24 protein-coding genes are annotated in these 24,123 nt (G+C 52.3%); 20 read left to right on the plus strand and 4 right to left on the minus strand.

What is annotated here, in order from left to right:
• The first annotated feature begins 11 nt into the window (after positions 1-11).
• The 3 genes from bshB2 (NST43_RS14050) to NST43_RS14060 are packed head-to-tail and all read left to right on the plus strand — an operon-like array spanning position 12 to position 1,649.
• Entirely contained in the window at positions 12-725 is a 714-nt protein-coding gene (bshB2, locus tag NST43_RS14050; protein WP_339224967.1) for a bacillithiol biosynthesis deacetylase BshB2, read from the plus strand.
• Positions 726-741: 16 nt separating this feature from the next.
• Positions 742-1,284, plus strand: a complete 543-nt coding sequence (locus NST43_RS14055) for a GNAT family protein (RefSeq protein WP_339224968.1) — start codon at positions 742-744, stop codon at positions 1,282-1,284.
• Positions 1,285-1,340: 56 nt separating this feature from the next.
• Positions 1,341-1,649 (plus strand): hypothetical protein, encoded by a 309-nt coding sequence (locus NST43_RS14060; protein ID WP_339224969.1) that lies wholly within the window; start codon positions 1,341-1,343, stop codon positions 1,647-1,649.
• Between the two features lie 141 nt (positions 1,650-1,790).
• Here the strand turns inward: NST43_RS14060 and NST43_RS14065 are convergent, their stop codons facing one another.
• The gene (locus NST43_RS14065; RefSeq protein ID WP_339224970.1) at positions 1,791-3,191 is read right to left on the minus strand and encodes an MFS transporter; all 1,401 of its coding nucleotides are present in this window, start codon (positions 3,189-3,191) and stop codon (positions 1,791-1,793) included.
• A 111-nt stretch (positions 3,192-3,302) separates the two neighbouring features.
• Here NST43_RS14065 and NST43_RS14070 point away from each other — a divergent pair, with 111 nt between their 5' ends.
• From NST43_RS14070 to NST43_RS14080, 3 genes are read left to right on the plus strand one after another with little or no spacing between them, the layout of a single operon-like run.
• On the plus strand, positions 3,303-4,175 hold the full coding sequence (locus NST43_RS14070; RefSeq protein ID WP_339224971.1) for a LysR family transcriptional regulator: 873 nt from the start codon (positions 3,303-3,305) through the stop codon (positions 4,173-4,175).
• 22 nt (positions 4,176-4,197) lie between these two features.
• The gene (gene bshB2, locus NST43_RS14075; protein WP_209990507.1) at positions 4,198-4,884 is read left to right on the plus strand and encodes a bacillithiol biosynthesis deacetylase BshB2; all 687 of its coding nucleotides are present in this window, start codon (positions 4,198-4,200) and stop codon (positions 4,882-4,884) included.
• 28 nt (positions 4,885-4,912) lie between these two features.
• A complete protein-coding gene (locus NST43_RS14080; RefSeq protein ID WP_339224972.1) occupies positions 4,913-5,524 on the plus strand; it encodes a sugar O-acetyltransferase in 612 nt (203 codons plus the stop codon).
• A gap of 9 nt (positions 5,525-5,533) precedes the next feature.
• Here the strand turns inward: NST43_RS14080 and NST43_RS14085 are convergent, their stop codons facing one another.
• The 3 genes from NST43_RS14085 to NST43_RS14095 are packed head-to-tail and all read right to left on the minus strand — an operon-like array spanning position 5,534 to position 8,408.
• On the minus strand, positions 5,534-6,238 hold the full coding sequence (locus tag NST43_RS14085; RefSeq protein ID WP_209990510.1) for a lactate utilization protein C: 705 nt from the start codon (positions 6,236-6,238) through the stop codon (positions 5,534-5,536).
• Positions 6,235-7,662: a LutB/LldF family L-lactate oxidation iron-sulfur protein gene (locus NST43_RS14090; protein ID WP_339224973.1), complete on the minus strand. Its 1,428-nt coding sequence runs from the start codon at positions 7,660-7,662 to the stop codon at positions 6,235-6,237. Before NST43_RS14090 ends, NST43_RS14085 begins: the two co-directional genes overlap by 4 nt.
• Positions 7,659-8,408: a (Fe-S)-binding protein gene (locus tag NST43_RS14095; protein WP_339224974.1), complete on the minus strand. Its 750-nt coding sequence runs from the start codon at positions 8,406-8,408 to the stop codon at positions 7,659-7,661. The genes NST43_RS14090 and NST43_RS14095 overlap by 4 nt, the downstream gene beginning before the upstream one ends.
• A gap of 168 nt (positions 8,409-8,576) precedes the next feature.
• On the opposite strand from NST43_RS14095, the gene aldA reads away from it, so the two are divergent.
• The 14 genes from aldA to NST43_RS14165 all read left to right on the plus strand — a co-directional run bounded on the left by aldA (position 8,577) and on the right by NST43_RS14165 (position 24,016).
• Positions 8,577-10,022, plus strand: a complete 1,446-nt coding sequence (gene aldA, locus NST43_RS14100) for an aldehyde dehydrogenase (RefSeq protein WP_339224975.1) — start codon at positions 8,577-8,579, stop codon at positions 10,020-10,022.
• Positions 10,023-10,292: 270 nt separating this feature from the next.
• The gene (locus NST43_RS14105; protein ID WP_209990519.1) at positions 10,293-10,667 is read left to right on the plus strand and encodes a BlaI/MecI/CopY family transcriptional regulator; all 375 of its coding nucleotides are present in this window, start codon (positions 10,293-10,295) and stop codon (positions 10,665-10,667) included.
• A 9-nt stretch (positions 10,668-10,676) separates the two neighbouring features.
• Positions 10,677-12,104: a M56 family metallopeptidase gene (locus tag NST43_RS14110; RefSeq protein WP_339224976.1), complete on the plus strand. Its 1,428-nt coding sequence runs from the start codon at positions 10,677-10,679 to the stop codon at positions 12,102-12,104.
• A gap of 163 nt (positions 12,105-12,267) precedes the next feature.
• Positions 12,268-12,879 carry a class I SAM-dependent methyltransferase gene (locus NST43_RS14115; protein ID WP_339224977.1) on the plus strand — a complete coding sequence of 204 codons (612 nt, stop codon included), beginning with the start codon at positions 12,268-12,270 and terminating at the stop codon, positions 12,877-12,879.
• 393 nt (positions 12,880-13,272) lie between these two features.
• A complete protein-coding gene (locus NST43_RS14120; protein ID WP_339224978.1) occupies positions 13,273-14,511 on the plus strand; it encodes an FprA family A-type flavoprotein in 1,239 nt (412 codons plus the stop codon).
• A 16-nt stretch (positions 14,512-14,527) separates the two neighbouring features.
• Positions 14,528-15,742, plus strand: a complete 1,215-nt coding sequence (locus NST43_RS14125; RefSeq protein ID WP_339224979.1) for an FAD-dependent oxidoreductase — start codon at positions 14,528-14,530, stop codon at positions 15,740-15,742.
• 26 nt (positions 15,743-15,768) lie between these two features.
• Positions 15,769-15,951, plus strand: a complete 183-nt coding sequence (gene rd, locus NST43_RS14130; RefSeq protein WP_076075525.1) for a rubredoxin — start codon at positions 15,769-15,771, stop codon at positions 15,949-15,951.
• Between the two features lie 46 nt (positions 15,952-15,997).
• The gene (locus tag NST43_RS14135; protein WP_209990535.1) at positions 15,998-16,708 is read left to right on the plus strand and encodes a Crp/Fnr family transcriptional regulator; all 711 of its coding nucleotides are present in this window, start codon (positions 15,998-16,000) and stop codon (positions 16,706-16,708) included.
• 187 nt (positions 16,709-16,895) lie between these two features.
• Positions 16,896-17,582 carry a response regulator transcription factor gene (locus NST43_RS14140; protein WP_339224980.1) on the plus strand — a complete coding sequence of 229 codons (687 nt, stop codon included), beginning with the start codon at positions 16,896-16,898 and terminating at the stop codon, positions 17,580-17,582.
• Positions 17,579-18,697, plus strand: a complete 1,119-nt coding sequence (locus NST43_RS14145; RefSeq protein ID WP_339224981.1) for a HAMP domain-containing sensor histidine kinase — start codon at positions 17,579-17,581, stop codon at positions 18,695-18,697. Before NST43_RS14140 ends, NST43_RS14145 begins: the two co-directional genes overlap by 4 nt.
• 33 nt (positions 18,698-18,730) lie before the next feature.
• Entirely contained in the window at positions 18,731-21,061 is a 2,331-nt protein-coding gene (locus NST43_RS14150) for an FtsX-like permease family protein (protein ID WP_339224982.1), read from the plus strand.
• A 4-nt stretch (positions 21,062-21,065) separates the two neighbouring features.
• Positions 21,066-21,824, plus strand: a complete 759-nt coding sequence (locus NST43_RS14155) for an ABC transporter ATP-binding protein (RefSeq protein WP_339224983.1) — start codon at positions 21,066-21,068, stop codon at positions 21,822-21,824.
• Positions 21,825-21,941: 117 nt separating this feature from the next.
• Complete coding sequence (locus tag NST43_RS14160) at positions 21,942-23,033, plus strand: PRK06851 family protein (protein WP_339224984.1); 1,092 nt, start codon at positions 21,942-21,944, stop codon at positions 23,031-23,033.
• Between the two features lie 209 nt (positions 23,034-23,242).
• On the plus strand, positions 23,243-24,016 hold the full coding sequence (locus tag NST43_RS14165) for an endonuclease/exonuclease/phosphatase family protein (RefSeq protein ID WP_339224985.1): 774 nt from the start codon (positions 23,243-23,245) through the stop codon (positions 24,014-24,016).
• Positions 24,017-24,123 lie beyond the last annotated feature (107 nt).

Genomic DNA, 24,123 nt, shown 5'->3' on the forward strand with positions numbered 1-24,123 from the left:
ATTAAGCAGCCATGAATAACAGATCTATGAAGAATAAAAGAATCCTGGTGATACTTCCCCATCCCGATGATGAAGCGTACTTCGTATCCGGGACACTGGCGATGTATATCGCAGCAGGTGCAGAGGTGACCTATGCCTGTCTGACACTGGGAGAGATGGGCCGGAATATGGGCGTTCCGCTGATTGCGAACCGTATCTCCCTGCCGGCCATCCGCCAAGCGGAGCTCGAAGCTTCCTGTAAGGCCATTGGAATTCAAGACCTGAGGATGCTGGGCTTCCATGACAAAATGATAGAGTTCGAAGATCCGGCGCTTCTTGATCAGCGGATTGAATCGCTCGTGAAGGAGCTTACCCCGTCGCTGGTTATTACGTTCTACCCTGGCTACAGTGTACACCCGGATCATGATGCTACTGGTGCTGCGGTGATTCGTACCATTGCCCGGCTGCCCGCTGCGGAACGTCCGGTTGTTCATAGTGTCGCCTTCTCGAACGGCCATCAGCAGCGGATTGGAGCAGCCGATGTAGTCATCGATGTAACGTCTTTTATCACTGTCAAAATCAACTCCATCCTCGCGCATCGCACCCAGTTCCAGCCGGAGAAAGTGCTTGGCGGCCTTGAGCCAACAGATGCAGCGATCTGCGGCAAATACGGAACCGAACGCTTCTGGACCTACCGGTTCACAGAATGCAAGGAACAGCCGGAGGAAGCGGCATTGTGCAATTAAGAATGGAGGCGTAGAGATGACAGAACAACGGGTATACATCCGGTTCCCCGAGGCGGGAGATGCTGCGGAGCTGATGGGGATGTACTTGCGTAACCGTGAATTTTTTGAAGAGCATTCGCCGGAGATCAGCGAGGATTTCTATACGGAAGAATATCAGCGCGAGCGGATTGCGCAGTATGAAGAGGAGCGGGCAGCGGACGAGAGATACGACTTTCTGGTCATTCACAAGGCTGACCGCCGGATCATCGGCAGTGTCAGTCTGTCTTTTGTGGTGCGGGGACCGCTGCAGAGCTGTATGATCGGGTACAGTCTGGACAAGGATTATAACGGTAAAGGCTATATGACAGAGGCGGTGAAGCAGGTCGTGCGCTATGCCTTCGAGGAGCTGAAGTTCCACCGGATTTCAGGGGAAGCCTCACCGGATAATCCCGGTTCTATCCGTGTGCTGGAGAATGCAGGCTTCCACAAGGAAGGCATTGCCCGGCTGAATGTGAAGATCCGCGGGGTGTGGAAAGACCATCAGATTCTCGCGATTATCAACCCGGCCGATATTAGTTAATGGAGTTAACACGAACGGATTATTAGCTTAACTATTAACCTTGTGGAGGATCATCAATGAGCCAGCGTTTACGAATTACCCGTTCCATGCAGGAAGAGAATGCAGAGCAGGCGCTAACCTTAGAAGAATGCAAGCAATACTTTGCCGCTAAATCCGGCTTCAATTATTCACAGGTCTACACCGTTCAAGGTGCGGAGAGTGCGATGTCGATCGAGGGGGATTTTTTCATGTGGAGTCATGAGGGGGCAGAGTATCCGTTCCGGCTGTACATGGGCGATCTGTACGTGGCCTTGTCCCTGGAGGCGATTGTGCCTGTGATTCTTGAGATTGCCGCGGACCTGCGGGCCGATGTGGTTGAGGGGTAGGCTGAGTAAAGTTCGGATTAAGCTGTTTTTTACACATTCTGTACGCTCCCCGGACAGTGAAGCCGTTGCAGGCAAGCTGCAGCAGCTTCTGGACGAAGCTTAGATTTTCCAGCGGGGTCAGAACCGTCTTCCAAGCGCTCCCTAGCGGTCATCAAGACTGTGAAGGGAGTCTTTGGGTTTGTGGGAACGCCGCCGGGACATGAACACCAGACACAGGGCAATCACGGCGAGGATGATCCCCAGCACCCGGAAGCCGCTGAAGCTGAACTGATTGCCCATAATGATTCCGATCAGCAGGGAGGACAGGATTGTCCCGAAATATCTGGATGTGCTGAATAAGCCGGAGGATACCCCGATGATCTCTTTCGGTGAGTTATTGAACAAGGCTGCTTGCATGGCGACATTGTTCAGTCCGTTGCTGATTCCGAAGGCAGCCAGGGCCAGAATGATACTGATTACAGGCGATGCCGGACTCAGCATCACAATCCACACCGACCCGATGGTCATGAGGATTGCCGATACTGCCTGCGCTGGCCGGGGCCCTGAGGCATTGATCCATCTTCCGGCGAGTGGAGAAACGGCGAGCGAGCATAGACCCAGGCTTAACATCAGCAGTCCGGTGTGGAATTCACTGACCTGACGGACGAGCTGCAAATAAGAAGGAAGACCGAAGAAGACGGAATAGAATAACAGATTAACCAGCATGAATTCGGCATTGACACGGATCAGCCCGGGATATCTGGCGAAGGTACGCAGAGGAATGAAGGGCATCGCTGTTCTTAACTCATGCCTTACGAAGACCGCAAGCAGGACCAGCCCGGACAGGCCGATGATTACATTGAATGGGGAGACATGACCGGAGGACTTGGCGGACAGCATCTGTCCAAGCACAGCCACCAGCCCTGTGGTGAACAGCAGAATTCCAGGCGCGTCTATCCGGTTCATCCATTGCCTTAGGGACGGCTTGGTTACTATATCTGCTGACGGCTTGTCTTGCGGGATGGTTCTCCAAGCTAACAGGAAGCTGGCCGTTACAAATGGAAGGTTGATATAGAAGATGGAAGACCAGCCCCACACATGGATCAACACCCCGCCGATAAAAGGTCCTACTGCAGCTGCTCCCGATGTGAACATGGACAGCACCGACAGCGCGGACGCTTGCTTGTCTGTAATATTCACCCGGATGATCGCCATGCCGACCGCGACCACCATACTAGTTCCAATGGATTGGACAACCCGCAGAACGATGAGTCCCCCGAAGCCCGGAGACAAAGGCGTGAGCAGGGAGGCAGCGAAGACGATCACCAGTCCTGCCAGGAAAATTCTCCGGCGGCCGAAGATATCGCTCGCTCTGCCCATGACAGGCTGGGCAATGGCGCTGCCAATATAGAATGAAAAAATAATCCAAGAAACCACGGTGAATTCAAGCTTGAACGCTTGCTGCAGCCTCGGGATCGCCACAGCCACCATCGAAGAGTTAAGCGGGTTAAGCATCATCCCCAGCCCAACGGATATCATTAACCACCAATTCCGTGCATTCATTGTTATTCCCCCTCAAGTGCTGTACAGTTATCGTACAGGATAAGAGTTATTTACTCCAACGCATTTTATGTTATGATTTCATAGACTTGAGGGAATGAATGGAGGCGGGATATGGAACTTCTTCAATTGCAGTATTTCATCGCGGTTGCCCGTCTGGAGCATATGACCGAGGCTGCACACAGGCTGCATGTTACCCAATCCTCCCTGAGTAAGACTATTCAACGGCTGGAGGAGGATCTCGGAGTTCCATTGTTCGACCGTAGCGGGAGGAAGCTGCGGTTGAACGAGCCGGGACGCAGATTTCTTGAGCGTGCAGAGAAGGCGCTGTTTGAATTGGAGCAGGGGAAGCAGGAGCTTAAGGACCTGTCCAGCCTGGAGTCCGGCACCCTTGAATTAGCGGTAACCACCGCAAGCACATTGCCCGGGATTCTCCGGGCGTTTCGCCTTAAGCAGCCGGACATCCATTTTCACGTACAAATGTTGCCCATGCAGGAGATGATTACTCTTCTCCAGCGGGGAGAAGTTGATTTCTGCTTGTCCTCCCCTCCGGTCAGAGGGGAAGATTTGGAATGTCAGGTGGTCTGTAACGATCACATTTACCTTGCCGTTCCAGCCGGGCACCACCTGGCCGACCATAAGAGCCTCGCCTTGATAGAGCTTAAGGATGAGTGGTTTGTGGGTGTCAAACAAGGCTACGGGATTCGTGATCTGGTGGATTCCGTCTGCCAGGCTTCAGGATTCCTGCCACGCTATGTGTATGAAGGAGACGAACCGGCCCGCTTGATTGACCTGGTGGAAGCCGGAATCGGCCTGGCCTTCATACCGGGTACGGCGAGGAATACGCAGGATCGTATCCGTCTGATTCCGCTGGAGGACCAGGGACTGGTCAGGGAAATAGCCTTGTTATGGCATAAGAATCGCTATATTTCACAGGCGGGCCTGATTTTCCGCGAGGTTGTTATCGAGTATTTCGCTAAGCTATAATGTCACCGGGAGGAATGAACCTATGAACGATACACAGACTACAGAACACAAGCGCATACTGGTGGTGTTCCCGCATCCTGACGATGAGGCTTTTGGAGCGGCTGGCACTATTGCGAAGTATATTGAGCAAGGTGCAGAAGTGACCTATGCCTGCCTGACGCTGGGGGAAATGGGGCGCAATATGGGGATTCCGCCGTTTGCCAATCGGGTGACGCTGCCAGAGATCCGCAAGGAAGAACTGCGAGCGTCCTGCCGGGCCATCGGCATACAAGACTTAAGAATGCTGGGCTTCCACGATAAAATGATTGAGTTCGACGACCCGCGCCTGCTGGAGGATACGATGCTGTCTTTACTCCGGGAGCTGACTCCGTCCCTCGTGATTACGTTCTATCCCGGCTACAGCGTGCATCCTGATCACGATGCTACCGGAGCAGCGGTTATCCGGGCGGTTCACCGCCTGCCTGCCGCTGACCGGCCGGTGGTTCACTGCTTGGCATTCGCCATTGGCCATGAGGAGCACATTGGCCTCCCGGATGTGCATGTCGATGTCACCGCATTCCTGGACAAGAAGATGGCCTCTATCCAGGCACACCGTTCGCAATTTCAGGCGGCGGAGCTGGTCGGCAATCAGGTGCTGACGGCCGAGGAGATTCAGCTCCGCTTCGGACAGGAAGCCTTCTGGACCTACCCCATGAACACACAACACTAAGCGAAGGCAGGAATACCTTATGAATCTTATGAATCAGAAAGACAGAATGCTCGCAGGATTACCTTATAAAGCATGGCTGGACGGATTAACCGAAGAACGGACAGCCGCCAGGCTGCTGGTTCACCAGCTCAATTCACTCTCTCCGGACGCACACGAGGAGAGAGATGAGCTAATCCGCAAGCTTTTGGGCAAGACAGGGGAGCTTGTGCATATTGAGACTCCCTTCCGCTGTGATTATGGATCGAATATCACCGTAGGGAATAATTTCTATGCCAATTTCAACTGTACGATTCTTGATGTAGGCAAGGTGGTTATCGGCGAGAATGTCATGTTCGCTCCGAATGTATCGCTCTATACAGCAGGCCATCCCGTCCATCCCGATTCCCGGAATTCAGGCTATGAATACGGGATTGCCATCACCATCGGCAACAATGTGTGGATCGGCGGCAATGTCATTGTGAATCCGGGCGTAACCATCGGGAACAACGTCGTTATCGGGGCAGGCAGCGTAGTGACTAAGGATATCCCTGATAATGTGATCGCCGTAGGCAGCCCGTGCAGAGTTGTCCGTGAGATCACGGAGGAAGACCGGAAATATTACTACAAGGATCGGGAATTTGACGTTACGGATTACAAGTAGGCTATAACGCTATCCCGTAATCAGCACATAGGTGGCTCTCAGCGGCCCGTGTACCCCGACCACCAGCTTCATTTCAATATCCGCAGAATTGGAGGGACCGGAGATGAAATTAATCGATGAACCCACCGGTTCTCCCGCCTGAATTCTACGGTTAAACGCTGCGGCGGCATCCGTGGAGCGAAGCACCAGCTTCTCACGTTCAATCACCGCAATATAATGAGCGGGCAGGAAATGGAGCGACCGGCCCTGATCGGGGCGGCTCTCCACCACGACCGTTCCAGATTCCGCAAGTGCACAGTCGGCGAAGACTATTGCTGTATTCGCCGATTCAGCACGCCTGATATTCTCCGCCCGTCCCGCCGCTTCTTCCCATACGGCAGCATCCGGGAAGGCCAGCCCGTATTCCCTGAACCGGGGATCACCCGAAGTCATCACGGTCCCGCCGCCATTTGCCTCTAACAGATCATCTAACGTTCTCTGCAAAAGCTCCCGCGTCGTTTCAATCACCTGAGTGTGGATGAAGAAGCATTGCTCCTTAAGCATCTCTACAAGATCATCCTGGGTAAGCGGGCCGTAGCTGTTCGGTATTAACTCCCGGATTGCAGGACGCTGAACCTCAATCCTCCGTTCCCGGCCCAGCTTGGAGGCAATCGTATTCAGAAAAGCCTCCTTATTCGTGTTTCTGTTCGCGCTCGTGTTCGTGGTTGCTGTCATTGCTCCGAGCCTCCTTTGCGCTTCTCCAGCCATGCCCGGAAGCTGTCCTTCTGCCTGACGGGCTGCTTCAGATCGCGTGAATGAATCCACCCCTGAATAATAGCCGGCCCCCGCACAATATGCCCGTGCTTGCTCATGATCCGGCTGGCAGAATGGGCGAGTCTGAGGGTTTTGCCGAACAGGGCAGGGGAAGAGAGCAGCTTGGCGGCGGCCTTCATCTGGATTCGGTCGGCAACGCCGGTTCTCTTCTGCTTCACAATGTTCTGGCGGTGCATAATGAGCTGCTCATGCAGCGGGATGCGCACCGGACAGACATCTGTACACGCCCCGCAGAGGCTGGAGGCATACGGCAGCTCCTTATAATCGTCATAACCGCCAAGCAGCGGCGTAATGACCGCTCCAATCGGACCCGGATAGATGGAACCGTAAGCATGCCCGCCGATATGGCGGTAGACCGGACAGACATTCAGGCAGGCACCGCAGCGGATACATTGCAGAGCTTCGTTGAATTCACTCCCCAGAATATCGGAGCGGCCGTTATCGACGACCACCAGATGGAATTCCTCCGGTCCGTCGGTCTCCCCCGCCGCTGAGGGACCCATGACCGTGATATAGCTGGTCAGCTTCTGGCCGACAGCACTGCGGCAGAGCAGATTATCCAGGATCTCCATTTCCTCAATCGTCGGTACAATCCGCTCCATACCCATGACTGCGATATGCGTCTTGGGAATAGCGGCGGTGAGGTCGCCATTCCCTTCATTCGTGACGAGATTAATTGCGCCCAGGTTAGCGATGGCGAAATTACAGCCCGTAATCCCGACCTCCGCATCCAGGAACTTCTGGCGCAGTACGGTGCGGGCGAACCCGGCCAGCTTCTCCGGCGTCTCATCGCCGGTATATCCGAGCTTCTCTGCGAAGACGCGCCTGATCTGCTCCCGGTCTTTATGCAGGGCGGGGGCTACGATATGGGAGGGAGGGTCCCAGTCATCCATCTGCAGGATATACTCTCCCAGATCCGTCTCAATCAGCTCACAGCCTGCTTCGAGCAGTACACGGTTCAGTTCAATCTCCTCAGTAACCATGGACTTGGATTTGACGACCCGGGTCGCCTGCTTGCGTTCAATGACATCCCGTATATAACTGCTGGCCTCTTCCTTGGTCGCGGCAAAATAGATCTGTCCACCCTGCCTCTCAACATTATCCGCAAGCTGCTCCAGATAAAAGTCCAGATTCGCCAGCGTATGCTGACGGATAAGCTGGCCGGCCGACCGCCACTGCTCCCAATCGCCCAGCGCGGTAGCGGCCGTCAGCCGCCTAGTCTTAAGGCTGTCCTGTGCCGACCCCACGGCACTGCGCATAAAGGAATCCCCCAGGCCCTCCGAGGTCCGTTCGCTGAAGTTGCGTGAATCCGTTTGCAGGCTCAAGTCCGGCTTCCCCCTTTGCTGACTACAGGCTGATGTTGATTCAGCACCTCTGCAATGTGCATGATCCTTACAGGCTCGCCTTTGCGGGACAGGCGTCCCCCGATATTCAGCAGGCAGCCCATGTCTGCACTGATCAGGATATCCGCTCCTGTATCCAGCACACAGCCGCATTTCTCATTGGCCATCTGCTCCGAGATTTCAGGCATTTTCACTGCAAAAGTTCCGCCGAACCCGCAGCAGTTGTCGCTGTTCTTAAGCGGCTCAAGCTTCAATCCCTTAACCTGCTCCAGCAGCTGGAAGGGCGTTTCCTTCTCGCCCAGCAGCCTCGTCATATGGCAGGAGCGGTGGTAGGTAGCCGTTCCTTCGAGCGTGGCACCGACATCGGTGACACCCAGCACTTTTACAATGAACTGGGTGAGTTCATAGGATTTTTCTTTTAGAGCAACCGCTTTCAATTCCCAGTCCGGGTCACCGCTGAAGATCTTCGGATATTCATGAAACATAGCGATGCAGGAGCCGGAGGGACCTACGACATAATCCGAAGCCTCGAAAGCAAGCATCATGTTCTGCATAGCAAGCTTGGATTCCTGCAGATAACCGCTGTTGTAAGTTGGCTGGCCGCAGCAGACCTGTGAAGCGGGGTAATCAATCTCGCAGCCGAGCCGCTCCAGGACCTCCACCATGGCAATGCCGGCCTTCGGAGCCATAAGATCTACCAGACAAGTGGAAAAAATACTGACTCGCACTCTCATCCCTCCCATCAATGAAAATCTATATTCACAGCTTAACTCAACAAGTCAATGAAAAACAACACAAAAACAAATAAAAAATGTTAAACTTATTGACAATAAATAATGATAGCGTTTACACTGTGGGTGGGATAATGGAATAATCTACCTTGAGGGGGAGAAACAGTGACCAAGCATTTGATGTATATCAACGGCCAATTTACGGAATCCGAAGGCAAAGAGTGGATGGATGTTACCAATCCGGCAACCGATGAAGTAATTTCACAGGTTCCCAAGGCTACAAGGAATGATGTCATACGCGCCATTGATGCAGCAGAGCAGGCCCAAGGGGAGTGGGAGGAGACTCCGGCGGTAGAGCGCGGCAAGTATTTGCATGCGATTGCTGACGGCATTCGGGCAGAGGCGGACAGCATCGCCAGGCTGATCTCGGAGGAAGTCGGCAAGACCCTGGAATTGTCCACCGTCGAGGTTCATTTCACTGCGGATTATTTGGATTATATGGCGGAGTGGGCACGGCGTTATGAGGGAGAGATCGTGCAGAGCGACCGTGATAATGAGCATATTTTTGTATTCAAAAGAGCGATTGGCGTCACCACAGGGATTCTGCCCTGGAACTTCCCGTTCTTCCTGATTGCCAGAAAAATGGCCCCGGCGCTCATCACCGGCAATACGATTGTCGTGAAGCCCAGCGCCGAATCTCCGAACAATGCAGCGGCGTTCAGCCGGATCGTGGATCAGGCCGGATTGCCTAAGGGGGTATTCAACCTCATTACAGGCAGAGGGGCGGAAGTGGGGAATGAACTGGCCAGCAACGCGAAGGTTGGCATGGTTAGTCTTACCGGCAGCGTACCGGCGGGGCAGAAGGTTATGGAGGCGGCCGCTGAGAACATCATCAAGGTCAGCTTGGAGCTGGGCGGCAAAGCACCTGCCATCGTAATGAAGGATGCCGATCTGGCGCTGGCTGTTCAGGCGATTGTGGCTTCCCGGGTCATTAATACAGGCCAGGTCTGTAACTGTGCGGAGCGTGTCTATGTCCATGAAGATATCAAGGAGGAGTTCACCACTCGGCTGGTTGAAGCGATGAAGGCCGTGAAGTACGGAGACCCGCTCAAGGACACCGGTATCCAAATGGGACCGCTCATCAACAAGGCCGCGCAGGAATCGGTACAGCAGAAGGTGGACCGGGCCGTTCAGGAAGGGGCTAAGATTGCCCTGGGCGGTAAAAAAGTAGAAGGAAGAGGCAGCTTCTTCGAGCCGACAGTGATCACAGACGCTACGAATAAGATGGAGATTGTGCAGGATGAAATTTTCGGTCCGGTCATCCCCGTCATTACGTTCTCAACCCTGGATGAGGCGATTGCCCTCGCAAATGACAGTGAATTCGGCTTAACCTCATCGCTATATACGCAGAATCTGAATGTCGCCATGAAAGTGATCAAACGGCTGAAGTACGGAGAGACCTACATTAACCGCGAGAATTTCGAAGCGATGCAAGGCTTCCATGCAGGCTGGAGAAAATCGGGCATCGGCGGCGCTGACGGCAAGCATGGCTTGAATGAATACCTCCAGACGCATATAGTCTACCTGCAATATGACAAGTCGGTTAACTGAATACGCAGCGATTTTTTGCTGCTTGCTGATAACGGCCCTTGTTTTTTGGGCCGTTTTTTGTTGTTTTCTGGAGGTTTCCGTTGCTCTGGGAGGGGAGCTACAGTGTGAAATTTAAGGCCCGTGACTTGGGCCGTACCTGCTGCCAGAAAGTGGCATCCCCTCAGGCAGGATATACATTTGACTAACCACTACATTATGTAGTAGATTATAACTACTACGTAGTGTAGTAATAATGTTATGGACGCATAACAGATCTAAGAGGTGTTCACAGTGAACAAGATTCAGAAGCTATCGGATACAGAATTAGAGTTAATGGAAGCCATTTGGGCGAGTATGCCGCCAGTTACTTCAACGGAGCTGCTGAACCAGTTCATGCAGAAGGGAAGGGATTGGAAGGCGCAGACGATCTCTACCTTTTTGTCACGGTTAGTAGATAAGGGGTTTCTGACCGCTACCCGGCATGGGCGGCTGAACAAATATGTGCCCGGCATTTCGCCTGAAGACTATAAGCTGGTCGAGACTCAGCATGTCCTGGACGGGCTGTATCAGGGTTCGGTTAAGAATCTGATCTCCGCCATGTATGACGGCGACAAGCTGTCGGACCAGGATATTGACGAGCTGAAGCAATGGTTCTCGGAAAAGTAGGTGATGACGATGAAGATCTTACTCGATATTCTAATCCCGCTAACCGTTGCCGGAAGTGTAGTGACACTCAGCATACAGGCGCTGGGGAGGTTATCCACCGGACATTTCCCGGCCAAATGGCGTTATGGGCTCATTAAGCTGGCCTTAATCTTTTATTTGTTTCCTATAGCTCTGATCCTGCCGTGGTTATCCCATCACCTAAGCGCGCCGCGCGTAGCCACAAGTGTACAGAATTACCAGAGCGGGAGGCTGACCGGGTATGTAGCGGAATCTCTGCAGCCTGCTCTAGCCCTTACCGCAAGTACCGCATATATCCTGTTAGGGATCTGGGTAGCGGGAGCCATCACTTTTGCCGCCTGGCAAGGGTATGCGTACCGCAGGTTTACCAGAGTACTTAAGCGAAACCGTATCATGGTACCGGAGAATAGTGAGACAGCCATGCTGCTGAGCAGCATCAAGGAGGAGCTTGGCCTTACATGTAGCGTGAAGCTCGCTTACAGTCCTGTCGCACGCAGTCCTTTTCTGGCCGGTCTATGGAGACCCTCGATCTATCTGCCTATAGAGAGTCAAAGCAATCTGGATATGGAGATGGTGCTGCGCCATGAATTGGTTCATCTGAAGCGCAAGGATCTGTGGATCAAGGCTGCATTGCTATTCGTCCGTACCTTGCACTGGTATAATCCGCTGGTTCATACGGTCCGTCATGAGCTTCATACCTGGAGCGAGCTGACCTGTGACCAGGAGGTGGTGCAAGAGATGTCTCATGCCGACCGCAAACGTTACGGCGGGACCATTCTGAATGTCATGGCAGGCCCAACCAGTCAACCCGGAGCGTTCTACGCCTCATTATCCGGTGACGGCAAACAATTACAAAGGAGATTAACCCATATGCTTAACGTCAAAAAACTAAACAGACAGACCCTCTTCCTATCGGTTACCGCAGCCCTGTTAATTGCCGGAATCGGCACCTCCACTGCAGCATTAGCCTCTAAGATGACACCGCAAGTAGTCGCCGACTCGGAGTATACTTCTTCTGATAATGCCGCTTCCGAGATTGCAGCTTCTAAAGTGCCCGAAGGTAAAATAACCGAGCCTGTCAAAGCGTCTGGCACCAAGTCTGCCGAGAGCAGCACCATCCCCGCCCAGGAATATAATGCAGGAGAACTCGTTGCAGGGCCAGCCGAATCTGCTGATTCTGCAACGGTTCCCGCAGAAGTGGCTCCTGGGGCTGCTCAAGCAGAGCCGCTGCCTAATAAGCTTGTAGCAGCTCCTGCTGAAAGTGCTCACGTAACCGTGCCGAAAGCAAGCGCTGCCCAATCGGACTCCGGGCTTGCTCCTGCACCAGCCCCTGCCCAGGAAGGGGCTGTCACAGAGGCGCTTCCCGAGCTAGTTCCAGCTCCAGCTCCTGCTGAGAATCTTCTAGCACCGGCAAAGTAACATAAATATTAATAATTACAGGAGCGGCTTCCTTGTGGGGCTGCTCTTGTTCTATACGTTGTGATTTGATACTGACTATATTTATAGAGATATGTTACAATTCTCTCGGCTGCGATCCTTGGAATCTTCTCGGGCGGAGCATTTGAAGTTTGGGGGCGAACGAATGGACAGGTTAGCCAGAATCAGATCCGAAGAGAAGATATATCATGATCAATGTTACGATAGCAGCAAGCTATTTGAGCCAGGCTCCTGGCTGCACAAACCTGTTACTACAGTCATTAATCTTATCAATAAGTATAAGGATCAAGAATACATAAGCATACTGGATCTGGGAGCTGGGGTTGGCCGGAACAGCATTCCGGTCGCCGAATCGATTAGGCCAAGGAATGGAAAAGTGGTATGTGTAGACCTGCTGGAATCAGCCATAGCGAAACTGGAGAGTTACAGTCAGCAGTTTGGTGTAGAGCCTTACATTGTACCCATTCTATCTGATATTGAACACTTCTCTATTGAACCAAATGAATATGATATTATCGTAGCCGTATCTTCATTGGAACATGTGAGCTCGGCACAGGTACTGGAGCAGAAACTGAGTGAAATGAATACCGGGACAAGAGCGGGCGGGGCGATTTGTATTATCATCGCGTCCAATATACAGGAAATGCTTTTAGAGAATAGGCAAGAGCTGGACCCCATGTTTGAAGTGAATCTGTCTACGGAAAGAATGTTGGAATTATTGGATGAGAAGTATGATGGATGGTCATATCCCGCTTAAACAGCGGAGAGGACGGAACGATTGTGTAAAAGCGGCAGCGGTCGCCTTGGTCTCCGGATTTTCACTGCTAAGGGGAATGAAAAAAATCTGGAGAACACAGCGATTGGAACAACGGGCCGTTCACGCAGCGTCCACCCAAGTGCTTAAGTCGATCCTGCTCAAAAACAAAGGGCTGTCCTACTTGCATCTAACAAATACGATAAAGAATTATTCTTCTCCCACTGTGACCGCACGCACCCCTCCTTTTGTTCAATCGGCTACATTAAGAGTATAGCAAATGAAAGATTTCACTAACTTCTGAAATTTGATTTGAATCCTCCTTTTTAAACGGCAGCCATACTAGAATGAAGGTGCTGATAAGGATTATCAATCAAATATTGGAGGCTAACACTAATGAGTACACAAACCAGACAAATCGCTGAAGACATCCACTGGGTAGGCAAAATAGACAACCGTCAAGTCCCGTTCCACCGCCTGATTCTGGCCAAAGGAACCACCTATAATTCGTATCTACTCAAAACAGGCAAGCCGACTGTAATTGATACGGTGGATATGGAGTTCGGCCGCGAATATGCCGAGTGCCTCGGCGGAATGATCGACCTGATGGATATTCATTACATCGTCATTAACCATACGGAGCCTGATCACTCCGGCGGACTTGCGGCTCTGGCTGCGCAGGCGCTGAATGCTACTATCGTATGTACCGAAATTGCTGTACCGGAGCTACAGGAAATGTACAAGCTGCACAGCCGCAACTTCCTGGTTGTCAAAGACGGGGATACGCTGGATATCGGAGGAAAAACACTGCTGTTCAAAGAAACGCCGTACCTCCATACCGCTGAAACGATGATTACCTATTGTATCGAGGATCAGATCCTGTTCCCTTGCGATATATTCAGCACACATGTGGCGGTTGACAATCTGTTCAGTGATGAAGCAGAGTTCGATATCACCGAAGATTACAAAGGCTATTATGCAGCCATTATCCATCCGCACAGAAGATATGTAAGAACACTGCTGGAAGCGGTGAAAGACCTGGAGATCCGCATGATTGCACCTTCCCACGGGTTCCTGATCCGCGAGGACATTCCTAAGTTCATTGGGCTATACGCCACCATGAGCCGTGAGACCACCCAGGGCAAGAAGGCTGTTATTGTCTATACCACCATCAAGAACAGTACGAAGAAGATGGCCGCGATCATTGAGAATTGCCTGAAGGAGAACAGTATCGAGACAGAAGTCTGGAATGCGGATAAAAGCAGCACCGCGGACATCCTGCGCAGCATCGAATCCGCAGACGCAGTCTTCATCGGCAGCTCTACGAAATATGCAGATATGATCGGCAACCTGGAGGAAGTACTGAAAGGGATGCAGGATATGAATCTGGAAGGCAAGCTTGCAACCGCCTTTGGCTCTTACGGCTGGAGCGGAGAAGCCATTGAAGTCATTCAGGACTACCTGAACGGAACGAATATGACCGTACAAAGCACCTCAGAAGTCATTAAAACCACCGGCATGACCCATGTGGAATTCCCGGTAAGAGTCAGATTCTCGCCTAAAGAGCCGGAGAAGGTGCAGAAGATTAAGAATGCGACTGAATTTGTCTCGGATCTGCTGCTCAGTTCAATTTAGGGAGGAGGAAGTTAACATGACGAAGCATTATGTAATTGTCGGAGGCGGCGTATCCGCCGTCCATGCGGCCAAAGCGATCCGCGATCAGGACGCGGAATCCGAAATATCGATTCTTGGAGAGGAAAGCGGGCTTCCCTACAACCGGATTAAGCTGACCAAAGGCCTGTTCACCGATCTGCACAGCGAGAAGGTACTGATCAAGAAGGAGAAATGGTACCGCGATAACCGCATAACGGTTAAGACCTCAACCCGTATCCAATCCATTCACCCGGAGCGGCAAACGGTAGAGACAGAGGATGGCCAGTGTGTGGAATATCATAAGCTGCTGCTCTGCATGGGAGCGAAGAACCGCGCATTATCCATCGAAGGTGCCGGACTTGCCAACGTCCACACGATCCGGGGCCTCTCCGATGCAGACCGGCTGAAAGACAGCCTGAAGGACGGCAGCCGCGTAACCGTGATCGGCGGTGGAGTGCAGGGCATTGAGACGGCCTGGGCGCTTCACGAAGCGGGATATACAGTGACTGTGGTCGAAGCAGCCCCTTCCCTGATGGGCAGACAACTGGACAGTTACTCTTCGGACAGACTGAAGCAGACGCTTGAGCAATCCGGAGTGAAGGTGCTGCTGCAAGCAGGTGTGTCTTCTATAGAAGGATCTGATTCTGTTACTGGTGTCACACTGAAGGACGGCTCCAGCTTCCCCTGTGATCATGTGGTCTACTCCATCGGTATTGTCCCAAATACGGACCTTGTTAACGGCTCGAATATTGAGGTCGGCCAGGGCATTATTGTCAATGAACATCTGCAGACTAGTGTTCCGAACATTTATGCAGCCGGTGACGTTGCCGAGTATGGCGGGCTGGTGGAAGGACTGTGGGGCGGAGCGATTGAACAGGGAAAAATTGCCGGAAGCAATATGGCAGACACTCTGACGGTATACCGCAGAGCCGTTCCGGTTACTTTGTTTAACGCGTTCGGGAGTTCTTTGTTCGCCATTGGCGGCACAGATGAGCGGTTCTGCGACCGGACAGTATGCGGAGAAGAGAACAGTGCCTATACACGTATCTTTGTGACAGACAGCATTATTACCGGTGCCATCTCCTGGCAGGGAGCAGCTGCGTCCTTGACCTACAAGGCTGCTATTGAGCAGGGAACCTCTCTGTCGGGGATTCAGCTTGACGGCCGGAGTATTACAGATATTATGGCCGAAGTCCAGTTCAGATTGAACTAAATATAACCTATTAGGAGCTGATAACGATGAAAAAATACATCTGTACCCCTTGCGGCTACATCTATAATCCGGCAGTAGGCGATCCCGATGAGGATGTCGCAGCCGGCACAGCCTTTGAAGATTTGCCTGAAGACTGGGTCTGCCCGGTCTGCGGGGAGGACACCAGCCACTTCGTTCCGGTTGAAGAGAAGAACACAATTGCCCACTAGAGGATTAAGGATGAGGTTCCACATTTCACATTACAGGGGGAACGGTATGAAAGAGCATTCCTGCCAGCACGCCGCAGAACCTTGTACACGCAAGGTACCGATTTTTGCCGCGCTGACCGATGAGGATCTTACCCGGATCAGCGCGATGATTAAGCACCGCAAATTCACCAAGGGGCAGCCGTTAATTCTCGAAGGAGCGCCGTCCGATACGCTGTACATTATTCAACAGGGGCATGTGAAGTTATCCAAGATCACCCCCGAAGGGAAGGAACAGATTTTACACATCCTGACGAACGGAGATTTCTTCGGGGAACTCAGTATTTTTAACAGTGATGAGCTTAGCAACTTCAGTGCGTATGCGCTGAAAGAAACCAATATCTGTATGCTGACCCGCAGCGATATGGAGCAGTTAATGACAGAGAATCCCGATATTTCACTGCGGCTGCTGAAAAGTCTAACCAAAAGACTCGCCCATACAGAAAATCTGGCGCAGAGTCTGGCGACCAAAGACCCCGAGATCCGGATTGCCTACATGATCATGGAACTCAGCGACAAATATGGCAAACCGCGCGGCGGACGTATTCATATTGACCTTCCGCTATCCCGTGAAGAGCTGGCGAGTTATGTCGGGGTTACCCGGGAGACCATCAGCAGGAAGTTCTCCAGGTTCGAAGACAGTGGTCTGATCAAGCTGATCGGCAACAAGCAGATGGTGGTCATGGACCCTGCGGGTGTGGAGCGGTTCATGGGAATATAAGGGGAGTAAATTAGACTAAGCGGCATTTCTACCATCGGGTGATGGGGAATGCCGCTTTTTGGCATAGACAGCCGATTGATATGATAAATCTTAAGGCAATGTTAAGGTTACCCGTGTTTAACTGAAAGGTAGGGCCAACATAATGAACTTACGGCCCGGAGGAATGAGCGGGAGGAGAGGTGAAATCATGAACCAAACAATTCTGATTGTGGATGATGAGCAGGAGATCCGGGAGCTCCTGCGCCTGTATGTAGAAAAGGACGGCTATACCGTGATCCAGGCCGGCAATGGACGGGAAGCACTGAAGCAGGCAGCGGCTGCGCGGATTGATCTGGCTGTTATCGACATTATGATGCCAGAGCTTGATGGCTATCAGCTGATTAAGGGCTTGAGAGAGCACAGCAATCTGCCCATTATCGTTGTCAGTGCCAAGACAGAGAATCACGAGAAAATTCTGGGGCTTGACCTTGGTGCGGATGATTATGTGACTAAGCCGTTTGACCCGCTTGAGGTGCTTGCACGAATCAAAGCCCAATTACGCCGCTATAGCGGTGGTGCAGCGGATTCCGCAGCGGCGGTGCTGACGGCTGGGGAACTGTGTATGGATATTTCTGTATGCAGTCTCCGCTTCGGCAGCGCCGCAATCCATCTTACCGCTACAGAATACAACATGATGAAGCTGTTCATGCAAAGTCCAGGACGCGTCTACACCAAACAGCAGCTGTATGAGGCGGCATGGCAGGAGACAGCTATCGTGGATGATAATACGGTGATGGTGGCCATCAGTAAGCTGCGCGCCAAGCTTCCCGGCGGCAGCGGGGTGTCCATTGGAACCGTGCGGGGATTGGGGTATCGGCTGGAGGTGCATCCATGAAGAACAAGCGCAGCTTCAGAAGAGTCATCATGCGCAGATTCATAGGCTACACCTTCGGCATTGCGCTGACGCTCCTGGTTCTGGAGCTATTGTACGGTCTGTTGACATGGAAGAACGGGATGAACTTCGCGGAGCTGGCCTCTTCCCCGCTGGCCAAGGGAACGGAATCGCTTCAGATCACGCTGTCCGTGATCTGGATTCTTATCACTGCGGCCATCTATTTCATTGGGATTGTCCTGTTCGGACGCGGGGTTAACAGGAAGCTAATGGAGCCTGTAAGGAAGATGGAAGAAGGGTTCAGGGAGGTAACGTCCGGACATTTAGAGACTAGGCTGGATTTTGAGACAGAAACGGAATTTGGAGAAATGAGGGACGCGTTCAACTTCATGGCGCGGAAGCTTAAGGAAGCCGAAGACCAGCGGATGAGCAGGGAGAAGGAACGGATGCAGCTGTTCTCGCATATTGCCCATGATCTGAGAACCCCAATGACAACGATATCGGGATATGCCGGGGCCTTGGTAAGCGGTATGGTGGAGGAGCCGGGCAAGCAGCGGGAATATCATCTGGCGATTCAAGCGAAATCGGCGCAGATGAACCAATTGATTGACCAACTGCTGGCCTACTCTAAGCTGGGTGCGCCTGAATACAAGTTGAATCTGGCGAAGGTTGATCTTGTGGAACTGCTTCGCGTATCTTGCGCTGCTTTGTTTGGTGAAATCGAAAGCAAACAGATGAGCTTAGAACTGCAATTACCGGACCAGCCCGTATTTTATATAGCAGACCCGCTGGAAATTAGCCGGGCTATCGGCAATCTGCTGACTAATGCAATCCGCCATAACCCGTCAGGCAGCCTGTTATTCGTAGGACTGACGGATGAGCCCAGCCGGATTACAATCCATATTGCCGATAATGGAGCAGCGATCCCGGAGGCCATCACCGGAAATCTCTTCGAGCCATTTGTCTCCGGCGATGCTTCAAGAACCACCAGCAGTGGAACTGGGCTAGGACTGGCTATTGTGCACAAGGTGATGGAACAGCATTCCGGGGGAGTTAGTGTAACAGACGCAGTCTCACCCTATACCAAGGAGTTCGTCCTCATTTTCCCCAAAGGTTAAACCTGTAAGGTCACAAATAGACGGAGGAGTGACATGTATCTAAAATTAATTAAAAACGGTCTGCGCAAAAGTAAGCTGATTACCGGCACGATTATGGCGTTCATCCTCGTTGCCGCCATGCTGACTTCGCTCGCCGCATCGCTTACAGTGAATCTGTCCGGCGCGATTGATAACATGCTTCTGTCGGCGAAGGCACTCCATTTCATGCAAATGCATACAGGCAGCGTAGACTTGGACCAGTTGCGGAGCTTCGCAGACACGAATGGAAGTGTTGAGGAATATCAGGTGCTGGAGTTCCTCAATATCGAGGGTGCAGAGATTGTGATCGGGAACGATTCGCTTGCTGGAAGCATTCAGGACAACGGTCTTTCCGTACAAGGCAAGAAATTCGACTACCTGCTGGACTTACACGGTGAAGTTATTCATCCGGCAGACGGTGAAATCTATGTCCCGGTCTACTACAGGCAGGAAGGTTATGCAGTACTTGGAGATACAGTGACGATCCACGGTATTTCCTTCCACGTTGCGGGGTTTTTGCGGGATTCAACCATGAACGCGGCGCTGGTAAGCTCCAAGCGTTTCCTTGTGAGCCCGGCGGATTTCGAGCAGGTTCGTGAGTTTGGACAATTGGAGCATCTGATTGAATTCCGGCTGTCCGAGGGGGTTAACTATACGGCATTTGAGGCAGCGTATTTGGATGCGGGACTCCCGGCCAACGGTCCGCCTGCTATCACATACAATCAGGTGAAGATGATTAACGGCATTACGGACGGCATTATGATTGCTGTGCTGGTGTTAATCGGCATGCTGGTCATCATCGTGGCCTTCTTATGTATCCGCTTTACGCTACTGGCAACGATCGAAGAGGATTACAAGGAAATAGGCGTACTGAAGGCCATCGGGATGCGGGTATCACAGATCAAGAAGCTGTACCTTGCGAAATACGGTGCGATCACGGGTGTAGCCTGCGTGCTGGGCTTTCTGGCTTCTCTGCCGCTCCAGATCCCTTTTATGCACAATATTCGTCTGTATATGGGTGATAGCGGGAGCCGGTTTCCCGGCTTGCTCAGCGGACTTGCGGGAGCGGTGCTCATCTTCGCGGTGGTCATGCTATATGTGAATGGTGTGCTGCGGCGCTTCCGTAACATCTCCCCGGCGCAGGCGGTGAGGTTCGGCGCATCGCGGGAATCCTCGAAACCGGGCAGAAGCTTCCGGCTGAGTCACAACAGGCTGTTCACCCGGAATATCTTTCTAGGCATCAAGGATGTGCTGTCCCGTAAGAAGCTGTATGTCACCATGACGATGGTGCTGGTCATCTCCTCATTCATTATGATTGTGCCGTATAATATCAGCAATACTATCTCTGCACCCGGCTTCATCACCAATATGGGTATGGGCATCAGTGACCTTAATATCGGAGTGCTGCGGACACAGGTGGAGGACGTCCAGGGGAAGGCGGCGGAGGTTACAGCTCGGCTGGAGGAGGATAAGAACGTTGAGAAATATGCACTCTTCACCAGCCGGATGCTAGAGAGAAGAGCGGATGACGGAACGCTAGAGAAGCTGCGGGTGACCTTCGGGGACTATTCCACCTTTCCGGTTACGTATTCCAAAGGCCGTGCGCCACAAGCTGAAGCGGAGATTGCCCTCTCGGTACTTAATGCGGAAGACCTTGAACAGAACGTTGGAGATGAACTCGTTGTTATCGCTGACGGCACGGAAAAGCACCTGAAGGTGTGCGGAATTTACTCCGATGTTACGAACGGCGGACGTACGGCCCAGGCGATTTTCAATATGAATCACGGGGAGATTCTAAGCGCCTCAATTGCAGTTACGTTCCGTGACCGTCAGAGCGTTCAGGCGGCAATAGCACAGTACCGGGAACAATTCCCCTCTGCCAAAATTACCGGGATCGACGAGACCATCGGGCAGATGCTTGGTCCTATGCGCAAGGCTATACAAAAGGCATCCATTGTTGCTACCGTGGCAACTGCTCTGCTCACACTGCTGGTAACAACGTTGTTTATGAGGATGCTGGTGACAAAAGACGGTTACCCCATTGCCATAATGAAATCTATCGGCTTCACTGGCAGGGATATTCGCAGGCAGTATCTTACACGCTCTGTTATCGTGCTGGGGATCGGTGTCATCACCGGTACGCTTTTGGCAAATACGCTGGGTGAGCTTGTGGGTGTGGCAATCGTGTCTTCCTTCGGCGCAGCAGCCTTCCATTTCGCGGTAAACCCGTGGTTTGTCTATTTCATTTCGCCTCTGCTGATTGCAGGCTGTGTCGTTGCTGCCACACGGCTGGGCATTTCCGCCATCCAGACCTTACAAATTTCCGAATATATTAAGGAGGTTTAGCAGAATGAGCAGCATCATTACAGGTACCCGTATCGTAAAAACCTACGGCAAGGGTACAGAACAGGCCACAGTGTTGAATGGAGTAGACGTAGTTATAACAAAAGGTGAGTTTGTTTCCGTAATGGGACCTTCAGGCTCAGGCAAAACCACGCTGCTGTTCGCGCTCAGCGGCATGGATGGGATTACAGGCGGATCAGTCAAATTTGGTGATACGGAATTATCCGGGCTCCGGGAAAATGTGCTTGCGGATCTTCGCCGGACCCGGATGGGGTTTATTTTTCAGCAGCCTACGATGCTGAGGAACCTGAATCTGCTGGATAATATCATGCTTCCCGCTGTGCAGGATGGTAAGAGAAACACAGCGGAACTCGCGCAAAAAGCGAGACACCTGATGAAGCAAACGGGCATTTCCGGGCTTGAATACAGGGATACCATGGAGGTATCAGGCGGCCAGCTCCAGCGGGCCGGAATCTGCCGCGCGCTGATCAATATGCCGGAGATTCTGTTTGCCGATGAGCCAACCGGTTCGCTTAACTCCAAAACGGCTGAGGAGATCATGGAGCTGCTGGTAGCCATTAATCAAGCGGGCACAGCCATCATGCTTGTGACTCATGATGCGAGAGTCGCCGCCCGCGCAGACAGGGTACTTTTCACGAGGGACGGGCATATCGTTTCCAGTCTGACACTGCCCAGGTTCAGCGGCGGGGATCTGGAAGCGAGAGGGGAGAAGGTGCTGGCCGGGATGGCAGCTGTTGGCATTTAGTTTAGCGTTTTCACGTGGACTGGACGTAATTCCCCCGCTTCCGGAACCTTACAAATACCTGACGCATATTGTATGGTTATAAGCCTGCCAGGCGACAACGGGAAAGGAAGTGGATGTATGGCTGCGCGGATTTTAAGATATTTTGCAGACGGTAATACGGCTCTTGGCTTCTATAGTTTGTTCGAATCGAATCTTCAGGGACTGCGGCGGATCTTCATCTTGAAAGGCGGTCCCGGTACCGGAAAATCCTCCCTGATGAATGCAATCGGCACGGAATGGGCGGAGCGGGGTTATGATATTGAGCTGATCCATTGTTCATCCGATAAGGATTCCATTGACGGGGTCATTATTCCGGCGCTTGGCGTGGGCATTGTTGACGGGACTGCGCCCCATGTGATCGAGCCCAAGGCTCCCGGAGCGGCCCGGGAATACGTGAACCTGGGAGAAGCGTGGGACTCGGCAGCGCTGATCAGCCAAAGGGAGATCATTGAGGAGCTTAACCGGAAGGCTGCGGATGCCTATGCGGCAGCGTACAGCAGGTTTGCAGAGGCCCTGAACATTCATGACGAATGGGAAAAGATTTACTTCGAGCATATGGACTTCGGCAAGGCGGATCAATTAACGGCCCTGATGCTGGAACAGCTGTTTGGCGAAGCGCATCTTCAGAGGAGTGCTGACGTCAAGCACCGGTTTCTGGGCGCAGCAACGCCGGCAGGATCGGTCGACTTTGTACCTAATTTGACCGAAGGGCTGTGGAGACGCTTCTTCCTCAAAGGCCGGGCCGGAACAGGCAAATCAACCATACTCCGCACAATCGCCTCCGAGGCGGAGAAGCGGGGCTTTGATACGGAAATCTATCATTGCGGCTTCGATCCCCACAGTCTGGATATGGTCATTGTGCGTGAGCTTGATTTTGCGGTCTTTGACAGCACCAGCCCGCATGAATATTACCCGGAGCGGGAGGGAGACGTAATCATCGATACGTATGAAGCTGTTGTAGCACCGGGAACGGATGAGCGCCTCGCCGGGCCGCTAGAGGAAGTAAGCACACAATATAAGGCCACAATGAAAACGGCGATAGCCGCATTGGCAGAGGCCAAGGTGCACCGGGACGAATTAAAGAAAATTTATACCGCAGCAATGGATTTTAGCGTGGCGGATGCGGCCAGGAACCGGATTTCCGCTGAACTGGCAAGGATATTGGCCTAACGGTTAATAGGCTCTGAACCAGGCTTGCCATTCACAGGGTAAGCCTCTTTCGGCTTAACTGGTTTCTTCAATGAACGGACATGGCTGCGGGCCAGAGTGGCGCGCCCCGCCGGTTGACGCGTTCTTCAACAAGGTATAAACTTATAAACCTCAATATGTAGTTCAGAGAGGATTAAAAGCGTTTACATTTCAGAGGGGAGAAAACAGTGATGACTACTTACGAAGTGGCTTCCTTTAATATCCGCGTTGACATTCCGGTGGACGGAGAGAACAGCTGGGCGTTCCGCAAAGAGCATTTGCTGCGCCTGATCCGCTATTACCGCTGGGACATCTTCGGACTTCAGGAAGCAAAGGGCAATCAGCTGAGGTATCTGGCTGCACTTGATGATTATGAGGTGGAAGGGATCAGCCGTGATCAAGATCCGGATGACGAACACTGTCCGGTCTTTTATAATAAGTCGGTATTCACCAAGGAAGACGGAGGCACGTTCTGGCTGACGGAGACGCCGGAGGTTCCCTCCAAGTCCTGGGGCTCTGATTACAACCGGATCTGCACCTGGGTAAGGCTGAAGGACACGAGAAACGGGAATAGGATTCACTTTCTCAACACTCATCTGGACCATATCAGCGAGGAAGCCCGATACCGCGGCGCTCTGATGATTCTGGACTGGATCCGTGATCAAGACGGGGACCTTCCGGTTATACTGACAGGGGATTTCAATGCTCTTCCGGACGAAAGATGTTACCGGGAGATTACAGGGCAGCTGACGGATACCCGCAGAGCGGCTGATGATGCACATTATGGCCCCTGGGGTACATTTACCGGTTTCCGCTATGATATTCCATGGAATGAGCTTATGGAAATCGATTATATTTTTACGGACAAGCAGGCGAGAGTACGGAAGACCCGGACGGTAACCGACAGCTATGACCGGAAATACCCTTCGGATCATTATCCAGTTACAGCAACTCTGGAATGGTAACATGGCACTCATAGATATAGAGACAATGGATTGTTTACGCGACATATGTCTGATACAGATACGCTAATCATATGAAAATGGGGACAGCTGCATGATGAGGATATTCA

Origin of the sequence: Paenibacillus sp. FSL H8-0332 (assembly GCF_037963835.1) — a bacterium.
GTDB lineage: Bacteria > Bacillota > Bacilli > Paenibacillales > Paenibacillaceae > Paenibacillus_AQ > Paenibacillus_AQ rhizoplanae.